General features: G+C 42.9%; 20 protein-coding genes. 1 reads left to right on the top strand and 19 read right to left on the bottom strand.

Annotated elements, in window-relative coordinates; genetic code table 11:
- Positions 1-40: 40 nt before the first annotated feature.
- From rluB to FZC79_RS05910, 7 genes are all read right to left on the bottom strand, one after another.
- On the bottom strand, positions 41-772 hold the full coding sequence (gene rluB, locus FZC79_RS05940) for a 23S rRNA pseudouridine(2605) synthase RluB (RefSeq protein ID WP_148945910.1): 732 nt from the start codon (positions 770-772) through the stop codon (positions 41-43).
- Between the two features lie 1,051 nt (positions 773-1,823).
- The gene (locus FZC79_RS05935; protein WP_148945909.1) at positions 1,824-2,354 is read right to left on the bottom strand and encodes a spore maturation protein; all 531 of its coding nucleotides are present in this window, start codon (positions 2,352-2,354) and stop codon (positions 1,824-1,826) included.
- Between the two features lies 1 nt (position 2,355).
- Positions 2,356-2,949, bottom strand: a complete 594-nt coding sequence (locus tag FZC79_RS05930; RefSeq protein ID WP_148938664.1) for a nucleoside recognition domain-containing protein — start codon at positions 2,947-2,949, stop codon at positions 2,356-2,358.
- Positions 2,942-4,096 carry a D-alanyl-D-alanine carboxypeptidase family protein gene (locus FZC79_RS05925; RefSeq protein WP_148945908.1) on the bottom strand — a complete coding sequence of 385 codons (1,155 nt, stop codon included), beginning with the start codon at positions 4,094-4,096 and terminating at the stop codon, positions 2,942-2,944. Before FZC79_RS05925 ends, FZC79_RS05930 begins: the two co-directional genes overlap by 8 nt.
- A gap of 1,096 nt (positions 4,097-5,192) precedes the next feature.
- Positions 5,193-5,684 (bottom strand): YpuI family protein, encoded by a 492-nt coding sequence (locus tag FZC79_RS05920; RefSeq protein WP_148945907.1) that lies wholly within the window; start codon positions 5,682-5,684, stop codon positions 5,193-5,195.
- A gap of 199 nt (positions 5,685-5,883) precedes the next feature.
- Positions 5,884-6,477 carry an SMC-Scp complex subunit ScpB gene (gene scpB, locus FZC79_RS05915; RefSeq protein WP_148945906.1) on the bottom strand — a complete coding sequence of 198 codons (594 nt, stop codon included), beginning with the start codon at positions 6,475-6,477 and terminating at the stop codon, positions 5,884-5,886.
- Positions 6,464-7,225 (bottom strand): segregation/condensation protein A, encoded by a 762-nt coding sequence (locus FZC79_RS05910; protein ID WP_148945905.1) that lies wholly within the window; start codon positions 7,223-7,225, stop codon positions 6,464-6,466. Before FZC79_RS05910 ends, scpB begins: the two co-directional genes overlap by 14 nt.
- Before the next feature lie 149 nt (positions 7,226-7,374).
- Here FZC79_RS05910 and FZC79_RS05905 point away from each other — a divergent pair, with 149 nt between their 5' ends.
- Positions 7,375-7,884 carry a DUF309 domain-containing protein gene (locus FZC79_RS05905; protein ID WP_148945904.1) on the top strand — a complete coding sequence of 170 codons (510 nt, stop codon included), beginning with the start codon at positions 7,375-7,377 and terminating at the stop codon, positions 7,882-7,884.
- Positions 7,885-7,941: 57 nt separating this feature from the next.
- On the opposite strand, the gene FZC79_RS05900 is transcribed toward FZC79_RS05905, so the two are convergent.
- The 12 genes from FZC79_RS05900 to FZC79_RS05845 form a co-directional block, all read right to left on the bottom strand.
- Complete coding sequence (locus tag FZC79_RS05900) at positions 7,942-8,301, bottom strand: GNAT family N-acetyltransferase (protein WP_148945903.1); 360 nt, start codon at positions 8,299-8,301, stop codon at positions 7,942-7,944.
- Positions 8,302-8,640: 339 nt separating this feature from the next.
- Positions 8,641-9,948, bottom strand: coding sequence for a diaminopimelate decarboxylase (lysA, locus tag FZC79_RS05895; protein WP_148946131.1), 1,308 nt, complete (start codon positions 9,946-9,948; stop codon positions 8,641-8,643).
- A 77-nt stretch (positions 9,949-10,025) separates the two neighbouring features.
- Complete coding sequence (locus FZC79_RS05890) at positions 10,026-11,501, bottom strand: spore germination protein (protein ID WP_148946130.1); 1,476 nt, start codon at positions 11,499-11,501, stop codon at positions 10,026-10,028.
- A 1-nt stretch (position 11,502) separates the two neighbouring features.
- Positions 11,503-12,072, bottom strand: a complete 570-nt coding sequence (locus FZC79_RS05885) for a stage V sporulation protein AE (RefSeq protein WP_148945902.1) — start codon at positions 12,070-12,072, stop codon at positions 11,503-11,505.
- A 15-nt stretch (positions 12,073-12,087) separates the two neighbouring features.
- Entirely contained in the window at positions 12,088-12,510 is a 423-nt protein-coding gene (locus FZC79_RS05880) for a stage V sporulation protein AB (protein ID WP_148938672.1), read from the bottom strand.
- Positions 12,500-13,120, bottom strand: coding sequence for a stage V sporulation protein AA (locus FZC79_RS05875; RefSeq protein WP_148945901.1), 621 nt, complete (start codon positions 13,118-13,120; stop codon positions 12,500-12,502). The genes FZC79_RS05880 and FZC79_RS05875 overlap by 11 nt, the downstream gene beginning before the upstream one ends.
- A gap of 279 nt (positions 13,121-13,399) precedes the next feature.
- Complete coding sequence (gene sigF, locus FZC79_RS05870) at positions 13,400-14,161, bottom strand: RNA polymerase sporulation sigma factor SigF (protein ID WP_148945900.1); 762 nt, start codon at positions 14,159-14,161, stop codon at positions 13,400-13,402.
- Positions 14,162-14,173: 12 nt separating this feature from the next.
- Entirely contained in the window at positions 14,174-14,614 is a 441-nt protein-coding gene (spoIIAB, locus tag FZC79_RS05865; RefSeq protein ID WP_148945899.1) for an anti-sigma F factor, read from the bottom strand.
- Between the two features lies 1 nt (position 14,615).
- Positions 14,616-14,966 carry an anti-sigma F factor antagonist gene (gene spoIIAA / locus FZC79_RS05860; RefSeq protein WP_148945898.1) on the bottom strand — a complete coding sequence of 117 codons (351 nt, stop codon included), beginning with the start codon at positions 14,964-14,966 and terminating at the stop codon, positions 14,616-14,618.
- A 129-nt stretch (positions 14,967-15,095) separates the two neighbouring features.
- Positions 15,096-16,259: a D-alanyl-D-alanine carboxypeptidase family protein gene (locus tag FZC79_RS05855; protein ID WP_148945897.1), complete on the bottom strand. Its 1,164-nt coding sequence runs from the start codon at positions 16,257-16,259 to the stop codon at positions 15,096-15,098.
- Positions 16,260-16,868: 609 nt separating this feature from the next.
- On the bottom strand, positions 16,869-18,179 hold the full coding sequence (locus FZC79_RS05850; RefSeq protein WP_148945896.1) for a pyrimidine-nucleoside phosphorylase: 1,311 nt from the start codon (positions 18,177-18,179) through the stop codon (positions 16,869-16,871).
- Positions 18,157-18,354: a hypothetical protein gene (locus tag FZC79_RS05845; RefSeq protein WP_148945895.1), complete on the bottom strand. Its 198-nt coding sequence runs from the start codon at positions 18,352-18,354 to the stop codon at positions 18,157-18,159. The genes FZC79_RS05850 and FZC79_RS05845 overlap by 23 nt, the downstream gene beginning before the upstream one ends.
- Positions 18,355-18,356 lie beyond the last annotated feature (2 nt).

Below are 18,356 nucleotides of genomic sequence, written 5' to 3'. Positions count from 1 at the left end.
GTTTTTGAAGGAAGTGTGACACTTTTCGATTTCAGTTCACTCACAGGAGATTTCCGGTTTCTGCCAGTGCTCTCAACTGCTTTACTTCATGGGGGGTAAGCTCTCTGGAATCTCCGGCATTCAAGCCGTGAAGGTCAAGGAAAGCAAATCGTTCGCGTTTCAGCTTTTGAACTTGATGCCCGACTGCTTCAAACATCCTCTTCACCTGTCTGTTCCTTCCTTCATGAATCGTAATTTCCACAATTGCCTTGTCTTGCTTTTTTTCTATCTTCAAGACTTTCACCTTTGCCGGCGCTGTTTTGCCATCTTCAAGCATGATTCCTTTTTCCAGTTCTTTAAGCTTGAATTTTGGCGGTATGCCTTTCAATCTCGCCACATATGTTTTGTCGATATTATAGCTTGGATGGGTCAACAGGTTGGCGAACTCTCCATCGTTAGTCAGAAGGATGAGTCCGGACGTATCATAATCAAGTCTTCCTACTGGGTAAATCCTTTCCTGGATGTGAGGAAAGAAGTCAGTTACCACTTTGCGGTCTTTGTCGTCTGTTACTGCTGAAATGACCCCTCTTGGTTTATAGAGCAGATAGTAAACCTTATTTTCCCTTTCAATCTGCACTCCGTTGACTTCAATCTTATCTGAACCTGTTACCTTCGTTCCTAATTCTCTTTCAGTCTTTCCGTTCACTTTTACTTTTCCTTCAAGTATCAGTTCTTCGGCTTTTCTTCTAGATGCCACACCTGCGTGGGCAATCACTTTTTGCAAACGTTCCATTCTAATTCACCTCTTAATTAAATACGTGTTTCATTTCCATTGATCTATTTCAGATTTCTATAATAAAATTCCTTCTATACAATCAATACTTTGAAATTCATTCACATGAATGAATTATTACATATAAGCAGGGAAATGCAAAGTGATTGTCCTTTATTAGTATTGGTAACATAAGGACTTTTTAAAAGGTGCACTGTTAAAAAGAAGACTTAGAGTATCTTCGATTTTTTAAATAAGTTTGCTCATTATTGTTTCAGGCCTGCGATTCCGAGACCGGTCGATGAATTCTTAATCGTAAGCATGCAGTCAGCAATGAATCAGTTACGGGGCTTCCGCAATAGGTTATGGAAAATAACAAACATAGTGATTGATGTGGCAAAAGAAAGGAACAGACAGAAAAGCAGCGATGCCCCAGGTGAGTGACGGATCTTTTCCCTGCAAAACAGTTCCACTAAGTCTATATCCTCGGCCGCTGGAACTGGAAAACCGCTAGTTCTCCAGGAGGTCGTACGTTTGCTGCGAACAGCCCTCTCAGTAAAAAGATAAATGAAATAAACTTCATTTCCCTAATTGAGCCGATAGCGGAAAGAAATAAGGGAAGTTTTTACCGTTAATCACAACTATGAGCTAACAATGGTAGTAAATAAGGGTACCTTTTTCCCTTATTTAAGCAAATTCTCCTGATTTTCTAAGTTTTGAGTCAAGTAAAGGAAATTTATTCCTCTATTTTAGCTGTTTTTGTAGAAACAAATGAAATAAGGGAGTTTTTTACCTCTATTTTTGCAATTAAATTACTTAACCTAAGAAAACTATCAGTTCTACATAGGGATCCTTAACCTCGCTCCCATAGACCAGGAAATTTTAAAGTAGATACCTGCTTGCTAATACTATATTAAGTATGAATTCTAAAACTTAAGTAAAATAGACAAACCCCGCTGTTGCAGCCGCGGAGTTTGTCTACTATATGTGAACGTTTAAATAAAAGAGCACTAACACTAAACCATTTGAAAAACATTTTCTAATAATTATGAGTGTGTCCTAAGATTTTTCCTCACGAAAACATAAGGGTCACGATAACGATTGCTGCTATGATGCCGATCAGGTCTGCGAGCAGTCCGACTTTTAAGGCATCGCCCATTTTCTTGATGCCTACCGCTCCGAAATAGACGGTTAGGACGTAAAAGGTGGTATCGGTGCTTCCTTGAAGAACGGAAGCCAGCCTTCCTATGAAAGAATCCGGTCCATGGACAGCCAGCAAATCACTTACCATCCCAAGCGCAGCTGTACCAGAAATCGGCCTGATGATAGCGAGCGGAACTATGTCGGCTGGTATCCCAATCGCGTGAAGTACAGGCTCTATCAGCGAAACAAAATATTCAAGAGCACCTGAGGCCCTGAATATCGTTATGGCGACAAGCATCCCGATCAGAAACGGAATAATGGAAACCGCAATTTTGATGCCTTCTTTTCCCCCATCAACAAAGCTCTCATAGGTGGGCACTTTTTTAAAGGTTCCGTATAAAAGAATGATTCCAATCAGCATTGGAATCAGCCATAATGAAATTGTTGAGATAATCTCCATTTCACTTCACTCCATTGCGGATTCTTCTGTGGTAAAAATAACGGTCGATCATAATTGCTCCGATAGTAGAGAGAAAGGTTGCCACGAGAGTCGGGCCGACAATTTCAGTAGGTGAGGCCGAATCATAATTCATTCTAATAGCAATGACCGTGGTTGGTATTATTGTTAAACTCGATGTATTGATCGCCAGAAACGTTATCATAGAACGGCTGGCATAGTCTCTTCCTCCATTTAATTCTTTCAGCTGTTCCATCGCCTTGATGCCAAGAGGAGTTGCAGCGTTGCCCAGTCCGAACATATTGGCCATCATATTCGAAAGAATGTAGCCCATAGCAGGATGGTCCGGCGGCACTTCAGGAAACAACCGTCGGACAATTGGCCGGAACAAATAGGACAGCTTATCCAGCAGACCTGAATCCTGAGCGATCCGCATGATCCCAAGCCAGAACACTAAAATGCTCACAAGACCGATACATAGTGTGACTGCTTCGTTCGCGGATTGAAAGATAGCTTCGTTTACCTCTTGCATCTTCCCGTTCACAGCAGCAAAGATAAGGCCGATGATGGTCATCCCGACCCAGATATAGTTAACCATCCACTTTTACTCCGATGATTGAAATGAAAGACTGTTTCCAAAACATCCACCAGCTTTTTTTCTCTTCTGTTTCATCATTTTTGAAAAATACAGGTACTCGTTCTGTTTCCTTTTCTTCCAGATATACCACCGCTCTGCCGACAACCTCAGGAACTTTGCCGTTCTTCCAGGAGTCTTCAGGCTTTAGAAGCTTGTATTCAATCCTTATACGATCCTCTTCTTCCTTTTTGATTGCCATCAGCACATCTCTTTTAATAAAGACCTTATCCCTATAAAATTCGTCCTCAATATCCTGGATTTCTCCTTGTGGAAGCGCGATGACGGTATCAAAGTTCTTGAATCCATATTCAAACATCTGTATATGATCATTCCAATCGTCCGGACCGTTAAGTGTAACAGCAATCAGGTTTTGCTCATTCTTGGTCGCTGTTGTGACTAATGTTCTTTTGGCTCTTTTTGTATATCCAGTCTTGCCTCCGGTGCAATACTTATATTTTTCCGTCAAAAGCCTGTTCTTGTTCCGCCATTTCCTATCCCAATCGTTTTCAGGGTCAGGGGATGTATGCACTTTGGTACCTGAGACTTCCCTGTAGGTTTCATTTTGCATAGCATACCTTGTCAAGATGGCCATATCATAAGCCGTGGAGTAGTGGTTCTCATGATCGTCCAATCCATGAGGGTTCTCGAAATTGGAATTGACCATCCCGATTTCTTCCGCTTTCTTGTTCATCAAGTAAACAAACCCATCGAGGCTTCCTCCTACATGCTCGGCAATCGCAACTGCAGAATCATTGCCAGACCGAAGCATTAAGCCATACACCAAATCCTCCAGCTTAATCTTCTCTCCCGGCTTAAGGTAAATCGAGGAACCTTCTGCTTTTACAGCATTGCTGCTTACAGTTGCTTCTTCGTCCAACTTCCCTGATTCTATTGCAAGGATAGCTGTCATGATCTTCGTTATACTGGCAATCCGGCTTTGGGTATGTGCATCTTTTTCGTACAGTACCCTTCCCGTATCCTGATCTATGACAATCGCCCTCTGCGCACTGACAGAAGGTGCCGCCTCAGCCGTTTCATTAAAAGAAGAAAAAACGATAGAAATGATGATCACCCTATAAATAAAGGCTCTCAGTCTCATCTTCTTCATAAACATCTACTCCCTTTCCTTGTCCAAAGGTGTTTGTACAAGTCTATGCAGGGCGGTTTGATTTATGATTGCAGAAAAACAATTTCATTTATCCTTCGATAGACAACTCTTTTTCTTTTGACTGTTCCAGGTACATATCTTGGCTGAAATTCAGCCCGTTTGTGTATCTACCTGGCTCCTTTCGGGAAACATATTTTCTATAAAACTTCAACTCTCATGTATTTGCCCGACGGCTTTAGATACATATCTTCTGCTGAATTCCCCCCTCATGTACCCACCTGGTGGCTCTGGCTACATATCTTCCGCCATACTCTCTCACTCATGTATCCACACTCCACCGCTGGGTACATATCTCCCGCCAAACGCTCTCACTCATGTATCCACACGCCTCCTCTGGGTACATATCTCCCGCCAAACTTCCTCTCTCATGTATCCAACCTCCACCGCTGGATACACATCTCCCTCCAAACTTCACCGCTCGTGTATCCACCCAGCTCCTCTAGATACATATCTCCCGCCATACTCTCTCACTCATGTATCCACTCGCCTCCTCTGGATACATATCTTCCGCCACACTCTCTTACCCATGTATCCACACGCCTTCTCTGAATACACATCTCCTGCCAAACTTCACCGCTCGTGTATCCACCCAGCTACTCCAGATACATATTTCCCGCCAAACTCCCTCACTCATGTATCCACTCGCCTCCTCTGGATACATATCTCCCGCCATACTCTCTCACTCATGTATCCACTCGCCTCCTCTGGATACACATCTCCCGCCAAACTTCACCGCTCGTGTATCCACCCAGCTCCTCTAGATACATATCTCCCGCCATACTTCCTCTCTCATGTATCCACCCTCCACCGCTGGGTACATATCTCCCGCCAAACGCTCTCACTCATGTATCCACACGCCTCCTCTGGGTACATATCTCCCGCCAAACTTCCTCTCTCATGTATCCACACGCCTCCTCTGGATACATATCTCCCGCCAAACTTCCTCTCTCATGTATCCACACGCCACCGCAGGATACATATTTCCCGCACAACAAAAAACAGCAGGAAGTGAAAGATTCACTTCCTGCTGTTCAACTCAGCCCCTGGCTTGGGTTATTTTAGTCCTGAAATCAGTTTCATAGTATTCAAGTTCTTCCCTTACCTGCTGGAAACCACTTTCAGCAGCCGACATCAGGCTCATGATGCTTTCCGGCAGATCCTGGCGGAACATGATGGAGTTCTTTCCTGTGTAAGCTGAGCGGCTGTCCTCGTACCATAAATCATAGCGAGGGGAGAAAAATTCTTCTATACACTGATGGTAGACTTTATAGAGTGTTTTTTCGGCAGCACCCTTGATGAAAGGCTCATTTTGCAAGACAACAGAACATGAATCGAGACCTTCCTCACAATAAACAAGGAGCCTTCTAATATTGGAAAGAACACCCTCATAGTAAGCCCTATCTCCGCTCTTCTCCTGAAGCAGCGAGCCTATGGTGATATTATTCAGATAGCCTTCCAGCTCCGCAACTGTTTTTTCCAGGAATGTATGTACTTCTTCTACTTGTGATTTGACGATAGGATTGCTCATCTAACCCCTCCATAATTTCTTTTTATTAATGGTGTAATTGTCTCACTAGTTTCCTTACCATCTTTATGAGATAAAAAACATTCAATTCCTCTTACACTGACGATTTTTGAACTTTCAGAAAACACACTATAAGAAAAAGCTGATCTGGGAGATTGAAAGCCGTCTCCTTCGATCAGCTTGTAATAATTTTACCATAAAGTCAGGACTGAGAATCCATTGTTTCCTGAAACTTTTCAAAAAACAAATCGGCATCCTCCGACATAAATTCTTCATCAATATTTTCCGGCAGTGGAGGAAGTTCACTTATATCCTTCAAACCGAAGTAATCCAGGAATTCTTTTGTTGTTCCATATAAAATAGCTCTTCCTGTTCCTTCAGCTCTTCCGACCGCTTTGACCAGTCCTTTGGACGCCAGTGTGCTTAATGGCCTCTCGGTTTTGACTCCTCTAATCTCTTCTATATCGACCCTTGTAATCGGCTGTTTATAAGCGACGATTGCCAGTGTCTCAAGAGCAGCCTGTGATAGAGAGTTGACGTTTGGTGATTCAACCAGCTTTTTCAAATACGGGGCATGTTCCTTTTTCGTCACAAGCTGGTAAGTGCCTGCTAATTCAATGAGCTGTATGCCCCTGCTTTCGTCTTTATTATACTCGGCAAAAAGACCTTCTATAATCTCTATTGCCTGGTGCTCCTCAATTTCTAAGACTGCACAGACTTGTTTGAGGGATAGTCCTTCATCTCCTGCAGCGAAAAGCAGGCTTTCCAGTATCCCCTTCCAATTAATGATTTCCAACCAGTTCTGCCTCCTCTGATGACTGTACAGTAAAATCGTCAAAATTTTGTTCCTGTCTGACGATGATCTGTTTTCTTTTCATAAGTTCCAGTACTGCGAGGAATGTAACAACAATATGTTCACGGTCTTCGTCAGGGAATAATGAGAAAAAGCTTTGTTTCTCTTTGGAACCTTTTATATGGGTAAGAATTTCGTCCATCCTTTTTTCGATGGGAATTTCCTGTCTTGTGATCTTGGTGGTTACCGGTTTTTGCAGTTTCTTTCTGCGGAGCAGCTTATTGAAGGCCCCGAGCATGTCGTAAATGGTCACATCTTGATCGAGCTTTCCAGACGCCTTCTCTTCAGCATACTCAGATAAGTCACTTGGCGGCTTGGTGTACATCCGGCCTCTTTCTTCTTCCCGGCTTTTAAGCTCCTCAGCCGCTTCTTTATACCGTTTGTATTCAATCAGACGATCAACCAATTCGTCCCGTGGATCTTCCTCTACTTCGAAATCTTCCTCTTGAGCTATTTCTTCATGTTTTGGGAGAAGCATCTTGCTTTTGATCGCCAGCAAAGTTGCAGCCATCACAAGATATTCGCTGGCCACATCAAGCTCAAGTTTTTTCATAGTATGTATGTACAACAAGTACTGCTCAGTAATTTGAGCCATCGGAATATCATAAATATCGACTTCCAAAGAGTGAATTAAATGCAGAAGCAAGTCCAGGGGACCTTCAAAGGCATCAATCTTCACATTGTATTCCATAATATCACCAATTCCATTTTGTGCGATTTTAAGACTATCTATTAGTATAGTAGATTATAAAGCATTCTCCAATAGTAAATTTAGGATTGCGTTTTTCCGAGGCATAGGGAATATGGTAAACTAATCGAAGAAAAGGAGGAAATTTGCCAATGTCTTATCCAAATGATTATCTAGATTTCCTCATCCATTTCCACTGTGACCGGGATTATTTTGAATGCCACGAGGTACTCGAGGAATATTGGAAGGAAACAGATCCGGGCAACAGGGAGTCTGTTTGGGTCGGGCTCATACAGATTGCCGTCGGCTTTTACCATTATCGCCGAAAGAACAGAAGCGGAGCAGTGAGGATTCTTAGAAAAGGGACCAATATCTTGAAGCAGCACCCCGACTCTTTGAAGAGCCTGGGAATTGACTTTGATAAACTTCTCCCGCTTCTAGAGGAAACCTTGAAAAACATCGTTTCCGGAATTGATTATCAGAGTATCAATCTTCCTCTCAATGAGGAACTGACACAACTATGTGAACAGGAATGCCGCAAGATCGGAAAATTGGACGTCATCCCTGATTCCATCATACACCGGCATTCACTCCGAGACCGCTCGGACGTGATCAAAATGAGATCAGATGCACTGTTAAATAGACAGAAACAAAAAGACTGACATCAATCATGCCAGTCTTTTTGTATTATTTAAGGCAGAGGTTAATTCCCTCTGATATCAATTTTCATCGTTAGCATCCAAATGGCATTTTTCAAAAAAAGCGGCAGTATGTTCATTCGGCTTTAACACTTTGTTGGAATAAATTTCACTTAAGGTTCTAAGCATTGCTTTCCCTATACCTTCATGGCGATGTGAAGGATTAACTGATATATGCCTTACTTCAATGGTTTCTTCCCCGATTACGACACCGATCAAGCCGACAATATCTTCGTCTTTCCAGAGAAATAACTGCCAGTCATCTTCCTGCTCATAATTCAGCATTGTCTGCTGCAGCTTTTTCAAATCCTTTTCCTGCGGCATAAAGGACAGCAACCCCATCGCAATTTTCTCGAAAGCTTTTTTGTAACGTATAAGCATAAAAGACCCCTCGTTATAATTTGCGCATGTTCTGCACAATGTTTTTTATTCTTTCCGTGTATTCGTATTAACCGTTTATTATCTTACTAAAATTAAGAAAAATATTCAACTTTATTCCGAGAAAAGGGATATATCAAACTTAAGACCTGCATCAACTTGCAAAGAACATCCAGTAGAGAACTCCCCAACCCAGTGACATAATTAAAAGAATAATGAATAATAGTATATTTTTCTTTCTCATAATCGTGCAGCTCCTTTGTCTTGTCAATAAAATTCCGCCTGTGCACCCTGCTGAAAAAAGAGGCAGACACACTTTGTGTCCGCCTCCACTATAGAATATTATTCGTTAAGGGACAAGTCCAGTTTAACAAGATCTTCAAAGCTTTCTCTTCTGATGACGAGTTTTGCTTCACCATTTTCCACGAAGACTACTGGCGGCCTGGGAATTCTGTTATAATTGTTTGCCATGGAATACCCGTAGGCACCTGTACAGAATACAGCAAGAATATCTCCTTGCGAGGATTCAGGCAGGGGAAGATCCCAGATTAACATATCTCCTGATTCACAGCATTTTCCTGCAATCGATACGGTTTCCTGAATCGGCTGTCCGGCTTTATTCGCAAGAATCGCTTCATACTTTGCTTCGTAGAGAGCAGGACGGATATTGTCACTCATTCCGCCGTCCACCGCCAGATATTTTCTGATATCCGGAACTTCTTTGCTGGACCCCACGCTATACAAAGTGGTCCCCGCGTCACCAACTAGAGAACGCCCCGGCTCGATCCAGATTTCCGGCATATCAAGGTTGGATTCTTCGGCTTTCTTTCTTACCTCCGCTATAATCTCCTTAACATACTGAGAAGCTGGAATCGGATCATCTTCAGCTGTGTATCTAATCCCAAAGCCTCCGCCCAGGTTAAGCACTTCTGCCGTGTAGCCGTGTTGTTCTTTCCATTGAGCCAACTTGCCAATGATCTTGCTCGCTGCGAGCACGAAACCAGTCGTCTCGAAAATCTGTGATCCAATATGGCAATGCAGGCCAAGCACATTCAAATGAGGGGATTTTACCGCTCTCAGCAATGCTTCTTCAGTCTGCCCGTTTTCCAAACCAAAGCCAAACTTTGAATCTTCTTGACCTGTGAGGATATAATCGTGGGTATGTGCTTCAATCCCAGGAGTTACCCTGATTAATATATCCATCGTCTGGTTTAAATCACGGCAAACCTCTTCCAGCAGCTGAATTTCATAAAAATTATCAACGACTATACAGCCGATTTCATGCTCCAACGCCATTCTTAGTTCTGCTTCGCTTTTGTTATTGCCATGAAAATGTATACGTTCAGCAGGGAATCCCGCTTTAATAGCTGTAAACAGTTCCCCTCCGGATACAACATCCAAAGACAAACCTTCTTCAGCCATCAATTGAAAAACCGCGACTGAAGAAAAAGCCTTGCTTGCATAAGCTACTTGAGCTTTAATGCCAAGATCTTCAAATGTGTCTTTGAAACCTCTGGCTCTATCTCTGATCAATTCTACATCGTAAATATATAACGGAGTTCCATATTCTTTTGCCAATTCTACAGTGTCGACTCCCCCGATTTCCAAGTGGTCACGACTGTTGATTCTGGCAGTTCCATTAAAATGCATTCTTCTCATCCCTTTGACTGCTTTATCGCTTTAGTAATTAAAAGTAAATTTATCACAGAATGAGCAGTGTTGCAATCCTAACGGGATTTTGCCGGCTGTTTATATTTGTTTCTCGGCTGGACGATACTCGGCCTGATTTTCGATCCCGGCATTGAACGTCTAATGATGATTTGCATAAATGCTCTAGGACTGAAAGGAATAAACGGCCATAAATATGGTGTGTTCAATGAGCGGATTCTGACCAGCAGAAGCAGGAAAACAGTTGATCCAACGACTAACCCTGGTATGCCGAAAATCGCCACCACTATTAACAAGGCCAGGCGCAGAAGCTTATTGGCTACACTCAATTCATAACTTGGTGTGGAGAATGTTCCAATCGCGGCCACTGACACATATAAGATGACCTCCGGAACGAACAATCCCACGTCGATGGCAATCTGTCCGATCAATACGGCTGCGATCAACCCCATGGCTGTTGAGAGCGGTGTCGGGGTATGTATGGCCGCGAGCCTCAGGAATTCTATTCCCAAATCAGCCATCAATAACTGGACGATGACAGGTATGTTTGTTTCCTCATTCGGCCCGATAAATTCAAGCTGCGGCGGAAGAAGCGATGGATCAAGTACAAACAAATACCAAAGCGGCAGTAAAAATACACTGGCAAGCAGTCCAACGAACCTGGCCCACCTTACGAATGTTCCGACAGCCGGAGACTGCCTGTATTCCTCCGCATGCTGCAGATGATGAAAATACGTAGTGGGAGTTATGATGACACTGGGAGACGTATCCACGAAAATCAGTACATGCCCTTCAAGTAAATGAGTCGCGCCAATATCTGCTCTTTCTGTGTATCTGACCAGTGGAAATGGATTGTAGCCTTGTTTCACCAAGAATTCTTCTACTGTTTTATCCGCCATGGTGAGGCCGTCTATCTTAATAGCTTTTAATTCATTTTTAATGATGTTGATCAGGGAAGGATTAGCCACATCCTCAATATAAGCAATAGAAATATCCGTTTTGGATCTTTCACCTACCCGGAATATCTCGAATCTCAGGCGTGGGTCCCTGATCCTTCTTCTCGTCAAAGCTGTATTAACGATGATATTTTCCACGTACCCATCGCGTGATCCTCGTACCACTTTTTCCGTATCCGGTTCCTGCGGCTGTCTGCCTGGATAACTTCTTACATCGACTATCAGCGCTTCCTGTTCATCTTCTACTACAACCGCAATCAGGCCGCACAAGACCTCATCCACCATTTCTTCAACCGTTTTCACCGGTGCTATAGATTGATGAGGGATTCTGTTCTGAACAATTTCAGGAAGTTTCGATGAGAGCCTTTCATGATCATTAACCTCAACCAGATTTTCCACAATCCTCATAATGAACTGAGTATCACACAAACCGTTAATATAATATATGTGAACACCTTTATGAAGAATCTTCAATTTCCTTACACCGAGGTCGAAGCTTTTGTTCAATCCGGTTGTGTCGATCATCAGTTGTTCCAATTTTCCAAGTTCTCCCGGTATTGGTGTCTTTTCTCTTTCCATATTAGGCAAGATAACCGCTCCTTTCGAGTATTATTTCCACTGCTTTTTTAGTAATAGGAGCTCCCCTGGAGAAATGGTCCCTCTTCGCCATCTTCCCAATGTCGCCCACGCCTACCACAATAGGCAGCTTCAACTGGTCCAAGCTGTACACTGTATCACCATTGAGCCGCCCTATCTCATTTTCTGGAACACCAAATTTATCAACGCCATAGGGAGTCAGTTCCCCGAATTTATCGACACACACATCCACTCGTGTCCATTCAGCCTGTCTTGTTTTGGAAGCTACCGCAATAGCTCCAAGAATGTTGAATTCCTTGCAATTCACCACATATTTCATAGCTGCCTCACCACTGCCTTCTCCTAGAAAACCACTGTCATCAAACATCACAAACACCAAATCTCCCTTTGCCTTCTTGATCAATCCTGCAATTTGACTTCCCTTTAGAACCGACGGATTGCCTTGGGATCTGGAAATGCACCGGGCACCGTATTCCCTTGCCGCTGCCTCGATTGCTCTCCTGGCGTATTCATCTCCATCAGTAATGATTATCACGTTTTTCTTTTCTGCCATAAGAGCTCTCCTCCTTTATAAGCGGACAAAATACAACCAGTGAAACAGTGATCCCAGCACTTTACCGAAGACAATCGCCATTAAAAGAGTGATGATACGGTCATTGATCCCGATTCTTTTTGTGAGTATCGGTAAAACATTCAATACTTCTGTTAGGGCTGCGGCCAGCATTCCTACAAAGGTGCCGCTCATTAAGCCAATAGGTATTAGAACAAACGGCGAGAATATCAAAGTGAATTCATTTAAACTGAAGATGCTTCCAATAACGGCCCCAAATACTACCGCCCATTCATAAAAATGAATCATTTTCATCGTCTTGGTTAATTGGGTCAATCGGGGAATGATTCCCAGCACTGTCAAAAAGGCTACCAGGCCTGAGCCCACAGCAAGTCCCCCGGCAAGGCCTACAAAGCATAAGATAACGATGCTAATGGTCATCAAGGTGCTTCATGCTCTCTTTATTTTCATGCATTATTACGTATTGATCGAGGTCCTGCTGGTAGTTGAACATTTCAACCTCAAGAGGGCTGGGCTCTTCATTGATTCTCTTTCGAAATACATGGTTGAAAAATAAAATCATTCCCAAACCAAGACCAAAGGAATAAGGAACCTGAAATAATAACGGATGGGGGTCTTCGTGTCCTGTCATCATGAGATACAGGCGCTGATGTACCTCCCGCATACTGACATCCTCATGAAAATTCATGATGGCCATAGCTGCCCCAATGAACAGCAAAAGCCAGACAGCAGCGAACATTGGCGGTGAAACCTTTTTCCTCTTGTACACCACTTCCACAATCGTCTGGGAAGGCCCGATTGTTTGAACATCCACATTTGGCAGTACAGCTTTAATTTGAGAAATAACTCTCATGAGATCGAGGATAATAATATTCTTATCCTCTTCTGTCACCTTATGAAGAACAATCTTCCGAATGGACTGAAGATAATGTTCAGGCGCGATGATCTGGGCAGTATTTTCAAGCAGGATACTGCTTTCCGGTCTAACCTGCAGCCTATGTCTAAGCCGAATATATACTGAACCTTCCATCTAGATCACATCCTGGTCAACATTATTTTCCTGCTTGTATAAATAGTATGGATTTCAGACAAAAATTTCATGAAGCCAATAATTGCTAACTGTTTTTTGCGGAGGAATGAATAGTGTTCTTGCTGATGGGTTGGATATGTGTTTTTGTGGTTTTCCCAGTTTCAAATGAGAGAGAATCATCTGTTGACATCGATTTTGTTTATGCTGATTCGATGCTCTCTGTTGTGCGAATACAAAAAAGAAGCAAACCGCCTGCATGCGATTTGCTTCTTTTAACTCTTATATCAAATTCATTTTATCCTTCATATTGTGAAGAATCTTTTTTTCAAGCCGCGATACCTGCACCTGTGAAATGCCAAGCCTATCTGCAACTTCTGACTGGGTCTGGTCTTTATAGTAGCGGAGATAGACGATCAGCCGCTCTCTTTCGTCCAGTTCCCTGATCGCTTCCTTCAAGGCTATTTTATCGAACCATTTCTGATCTGAGTTATCGGATATCTGGTCCAAAAGTGTAATTGGGTCTCCATCATTCTCATACACTGTTTCGTGAATAGAGGATGGTGCTCTGCTGGCTTCCTGTGCCATGACGACTTCCTCTGGAGACAGTTCCAGGTGAGCAGCGATTTCATTGATGGTCGGAACCCTTCCGAAAGCCTTTGATAATTCGTCTTTTGTCCTCCGAATCCGGTTCCCCATTTCCTTTAAAGAACGGCTTACTTTTACTGTTCCATCATCTCTTATAAATCTTTGTATTTCACCAATAATCATCGGGACCGCATAGGTTGAGAACTTCACATCATAGGATAAGTCAAATTTATCCACAGACTTGAGAAGGCCAATGCAGCCGATTTGAAAAAGATCGTCCGGTTCATATCCGCGATTCAAAAATCGCTGAACAACCGACCAGACAAGCCTCATATTTTTTTGGACAATGGTATCCCTGGCTGACTGGTCACCTTCCTGGCTTAGCTGTATGAGCTCTTTAACTTCGGTATCTTTTAAAAAGCTCTGCTCTTTGTCCTTCTTAACTTCCACATCCATAAGCACGGCTCCTTAATTGCATAGCGCTCTACTATTGGCTAAATGCTTTTTTAAACGAACGGTTGTGCCTGCTCCAGGTTGCGAATTTACTTCTATCTCATCCATAAAATTTTCCATGATGGTAAACCCCATTCCAGAACGTTCAAGCTCCGGTTTGGTAGTAAACAATGGCTGGCGCGCTTCCTCTACATCCCCGATTCCGATACCATCATCCCTAATTTCCATGTCGATGAAGCCTTCTTCCATTCTGACTGTGATATATACAAAGCAGTCAGGGTTGTTGTCATACCCATGAATTATGGCATTTGTGACAGCCTCTGATACTACTGTCTTGATTTCCGTCAGTTCGTCCATCGTCGGATCCAGCTGGGCAATAAATGAAGCTACCGTAACCCGGGCAAAGGATTCATTTTGGCTCACTGCACTGAATTGGATATTCATTTCATTTTTCATTTTATGCAACCCCCAGACTTTGTAATGCAAATTCTTCAGACGGCTCTAAACGAATGATTTTGAAAAGACCTGACATTTCAAATAATCGTTTGACTGCCGGGGATATTGCACAGACAACCATTTCTCCGTGTTTTTGCTTGATTTGTTTATATCTCCCTAAAATCACACCAAGTCCTGAGCTGTCCATAAATCCAAGGGCTTCCATATTCAGTACGATGTGCTTGATTCCATGTTCTTCAATTAATTCAGAGGCTTGCTGCCTCAACTGCTCTGCCGTGTGATGGTCCAATTCCCCACTCAGGCGTATACAAAGTACATCACTTCTAACTTCCAGACCAATAGTAAGACTCACTATTCACAGGCCTCCTTCTCTGTCGTATAGTGAGTCAATTCTATTTTTTATAGTCCAATTCCTTCTACAAGACAAAACTAGAAGAATTTAGACATTTTATGCTGAATTTTTCAACAAGGAGGCGATCAATTAATTCCCGCTCTTCGTAAACATGCCGAATGCCCGCTTATACAGCTGCCAGAAGCTTGCCAGAGGGACATCTTCTTTAGCGATCAAAGTAGTTTCAGACAGGGATTTTCCGTCTTTTTCAATGACAAGCTTGCCGATTGAATCTCCTTTTTTGACAGGTGCTTTCAGCTTATCCAACTTAACTTTCTTTTCAATACCGTCAAGCTTTTCACCTTTCTTGGCTAAAAGAGAAATTGGCTCATTGGTCATGGCTTCGACTTCTTTATCTTTCCCTTTGGATACTTTTGTTTTTCCGACAATCGCACCTTTTTCAAAAAGAGGCTGCGTTTGATACTGACTGAACGCATAGTCGAACATCTTGCTGATTTCAGCGTTTCGGTCTTTTGGACTCGGCTCTCCGAATACAACGGCGATAACCCTCATATTGTCTTTCTTTGCCGTCGCTGTCAGGCAGTACTTCGCCTCATTGGTAAAGCCCGTCTTTAGACCGTCTACTCCTGGATAAAAACGTACCAGCTTATTAGTGTTTACCAGCCAGAATTTTTTATCCGTATCTTCACGTAAATAGGATTCATATGTCCCGGTGAAATTGGTGATTTCCTGATATTTCAAAAGTTCTTTTGCCATCATTGACATATCATGTGCTGAGCTGACATGGTCCTCAGCTGGAAGTCCTGTTGGATTTTTAAAGTTGGTATCCTTTAATCCCAGGTCCTTCACCTTGGTGTTCATCTTTTCCACGAAGCCTTCTTCACTGCCGGCAATATGTTCTGCCATTGCAACCGATGCATCATTAGCCGAGCCGATTGAAATGCCAAGCAGCATTTCTTTAACAGTCATTTCTTCACCAGGCTCAAGGAAGATTTGTGAGCCGCCCATTGAGGCAGCATACTCACTTGTCCTCACTTTGTCTTCCCATTTGATCTGCCCTTTGTCCAGGGCTTCCATAATCAAAATCATCGTCATGATTTTAGTCATGGATGCAGGCGGCAGCTTTTCATGGCTGTTTTTATCATATAGAACCGTCCCTGTGTCTCTTTCAATTAAAATAGCAGACTTAGCTCCAGGAGCCAATTCTGACTTTTTCTCCTCTGCAGCTGCATACGGAGCAATTGTAGAAGCGATCATGACTAACATAAGGATGGCCGATAGTATTCGTTTCATTCCTGGTCCTCCATTCAATGTACAAATTTCATAACATGCATAGCACCATTTTTTCCATCCTTCTCTTTTTTATACAGTCATTTCCAACGAATTTGTAAAATTAATGCAGTTCAATTTCTCTTTCATATACTCAAAACCACCAGTTTAAACTGGTGGTTTGCTCTGCGGCTGGAAGCCTTCCTTATTTCGGCTGAAAAAACGTGGAGAAATAAGCGGAGAAATTCCGCTTATTTAAGTCATAGCGATAGTGTAAAAAATAGCTATAATAAGCGAAGAAATTCCGCTTAATTGTATAAAAGATGCGAAAATAGTTCGTTACGCTGTGCTTAAGCGGAAAAATTCCGCTTATATACCCTAAATCACATTCAATTCTTAAGCTTAACCGGAAAAACTCCGCTTATTTTAGGCTATATTAATGCCAATCAAAGGATACCTCCCCTCCTGCTGGAATGGCATCTAGTGATAAGGAACCGGCTTTTTGTATAGAAAGAGGGTGTTCTATACCAGGTTATAAGTTCTCTGGAACCTCCGGCATAGCCAGGGTTTAAAAAAAGGCAGAGGGCCCCGAGGGGCCTTCTGCCTTTACTGGATAGTGGACACGCACTTCCATTATTCTGTTTCTTTGATTTCTCCGTGTATAAGTATAGGAGCGTCCACGTGTTTCTCTGTCACTTTAATGCTTTCATACAACTTTGTTTTTACATCTTCAATATCTTGTGTATTACTGTGGATGGTTACAAGAGAATCGCCTTTTTGGACCTTATCACCGATTTTCTTCCTGAGTTCCAATCCCACAGCCAAATCGATTACTGAATCTTTCGTTGCTCTTCCTGCTCCAAGCCACATAGCAGCTGTTCCTACAGAGTCCGCAATGATTTCTGATACATATCCATCCTGCTTGGCTTCCAGCTCGAAAACATGCGCAGCTTTTGGAAGTTTTTCCGGCTGGTCAACGACTGATTCATCCCCGCCCTGTGATTTTAGGAAAAGCTTGAAGCTGTTCAGTGCTGAGCCATCCTTCATGGCAGAAACTAATTTTCCCCGAGCTTCTTCAAGGGATTCTGCCTTGCCGGCAAGGTAGACCATATGACTACCAAGCGTTAAGCAAAGCTCTGTCAAGTCCTCAGGTCCTTCTCCATTCAGTGTATCAATGGCTTCTTTTACTTCCAGGGCATTTCCGATTGCAAATCCAAGCGGCTGGCTCATATCAGAGATCACCGCCATTGTTTTACGTCCGACGTTATTTCCAATATTGACCATTGCTTGTGCAAGTTCTTTTGAATCATCGAGCTCTTTCATGAATGCCCCTGCCCCTGTTTTTACATCAAGGACAATCGCGTCAGCTCCTGCCGCAATCTTTTTACTCATGATCGATGAGGCAATCAGGGGAATGCTGTTCACTGTTCCAGTTACATCACGCAAAGAATACAGTTTCTTGTCTGCAGGTGTCAGATTCCCGCTTTGACCGATTACGGCAATTTTGTTTTCATTTACAAGACGGATGAATTCATCGTTATCGATTTCCACGTGGAAACCTGGAACGGCCTCTAACTTATCAATGGTCCCGCCAGTGTGGCCAAGACCTCTGCCGCTCATTTTCGCAACAGGAACCCCGACTGCCGCTACAAGAGGCCCGAGGACTAGAGTCGTCGTATCGCCTACACCGCCTGTAGAGTGCTTATCAACTTTAACTCCTTCAATCGCTGACAAGTCAATTTGATCTCCTGACTTAACCATTGCCATTGTAAGGTCAGCCCTCTCTCTTTCAGACATTCCTTGAAAGAAGATTGCCATTGTTAAAGCGCTCGCCTGGTAATCTGGGATCGATCCATCCGTATATCCATCAACAAAATAATTGATTTCTTCTGCGGTCAGCTCATTGCCGTCCCGTTTCTTTTCAATTACATCCACCATTCTCATTTCCATTCACCTCGTGTGCATTGTCATCAACCATATTGTCATGCTGCTGTCTTATGCTGTGCTGCTCTCCTGAAAAATTGAAGTCAGGAGTAGAAGTTTTAAGTAATAAGTAAACAAAGGAAGCCGCCTTTGGAAGCTTCCGAAGAAATAAGAGGCCAATTACTGTGGCCTCCATTA

The organism is Rossellomorea vietnamensis, from assembly GCF_008180615.1.
GTDB classification, from domain to species: Bacteria; Bacillota; Bacilli; order Bacillales; family Bacillaceae_B; genus Rossellomorea; species Rossellomorea vietnamensis_D.
The sequence above is the reverse complement of the archived record's forward strand: the minus strand, read 5'-3'. Positions and strand labels throughout refer to the sequence as shown.

Coding starts and splice junctions, on each gene's coding strand:
- rluB (WP_148945910.1), bottom strand. CDS start 772: ATGGAACGTTTGCAAAAAGTGATTGCCCACGCAGGTGTGGCATCTAGA.
- FZC79_RS05935 (WP_148945909.1), bottom strand. CDS start 2,354: ATGGAGATTATCTCAACAATTTCATTATGGCTGATTCCAATGCTGATT.
- FZC79_RS05930 (WP_148938664.1), bottom strand. CDS start 2,949: ATGGTTAACTATATCTGGGTCGGGATGACCATCATCGGCCTTATCTTT.
- FZC79_RS05925 (WP_148945908.1), bottom strand. CDS start 4,096: ATGAAGAAGATGAGACTGAGAGCCTTTATTTATAGGGTGATCATCATT.
- FZC79_RS05920 (WP_148945907.1), bottom strand. CDS start 5,684: ATGAGCAATCCTATCGTCAAATCACAAGTAGAAGAAGTACATACATTC.
- FZC79_RS05910 (WP_148945905.1), bottom strand. CDS start 7,225: ATGGAATACAATGTGAAGATTGATGCCTTTGAAGGTCCCCTGGACTTG.
- FZC79_RS05905 (WP_148945904.1), top strand. CDS start 7,375: ATGTCTTATCCAAATGATTATCTAGATTTCCTCATCCATTTCCACTGT.
- FZC79_RS05900 (WP_148945903.1), bottom strand. CDS start 8,301: ATGCTTATACGTTACAAAAAAGCTTTCGAGAAAATTGCGATGGGGTTG.
- lysA (WP_148946131.1), bottom strand. CDS start 9,948: ATGCATTTTAATGGAACTGCCAGAATCAACAGTCGTGACCACTTGGAA.
- FZC79_RS05890 (WP_148946130.1), bottom strand. CDS start 11,501: ATGGAAAGAGAAAAGACACCAATACCGGGAGAACTTGGAAAATTGGAA.
- FZC79_RS05885 (WP_148945902.1), bottom strand. CDS start 12,072: ATGGCAGAAAAGAAAAACGTGATAATCATTACTGATGGAGATGAATAC.
- FZC79_RS05880 (WP_148938672.1), bottom strand. CDS start 12,510: ATGACCATTAGCATCGTTATCTTATGCTTTGTAGGCCTTGCCGGGGGA.
- FZC79_RS05875 (WP_148945901.1), bottom strand. CDS start 13,120: ATGGAAGGTTCAGTATATATTCGGCTTAGACATAGGCTGCAGGTTAGA.
- sigF (WP_148945900.1), bottom strand. CDS start 14,161: ATGGATGTGGAAGTTAAGAAGGACAAAGAGCAGAGCTTTTTAAAAGAT.
- spoIIAB (WP_148945899.1), bottom strand. CDS start 14,614: ATGAAAAATGAAATGAATATCCAATTCAGTGCAGTGAGCCAAAATGAA.
- FZC79_RS05855 (WP_148945897.1), bottom strand. CDS start 16,259: ATGAAACGAATACTATCGGCCATCCTTATGTTAGTCATGATCGCTTCT.
- FZC79_RS05850 (WP_148945896.1), bottom strand. CDS start 18,179: ATGAGAATGGTGGATGTAATTGAAAAGAAACGGGACGGCAATGAGCTG.
- FZC79_RS05845 (WP_148945895.1), bottom strand. CDS start 18,354: ATGGAGGCCACAGTAATTGGCCTCTTATTTCTTCGGAAGCTTCCAAAG.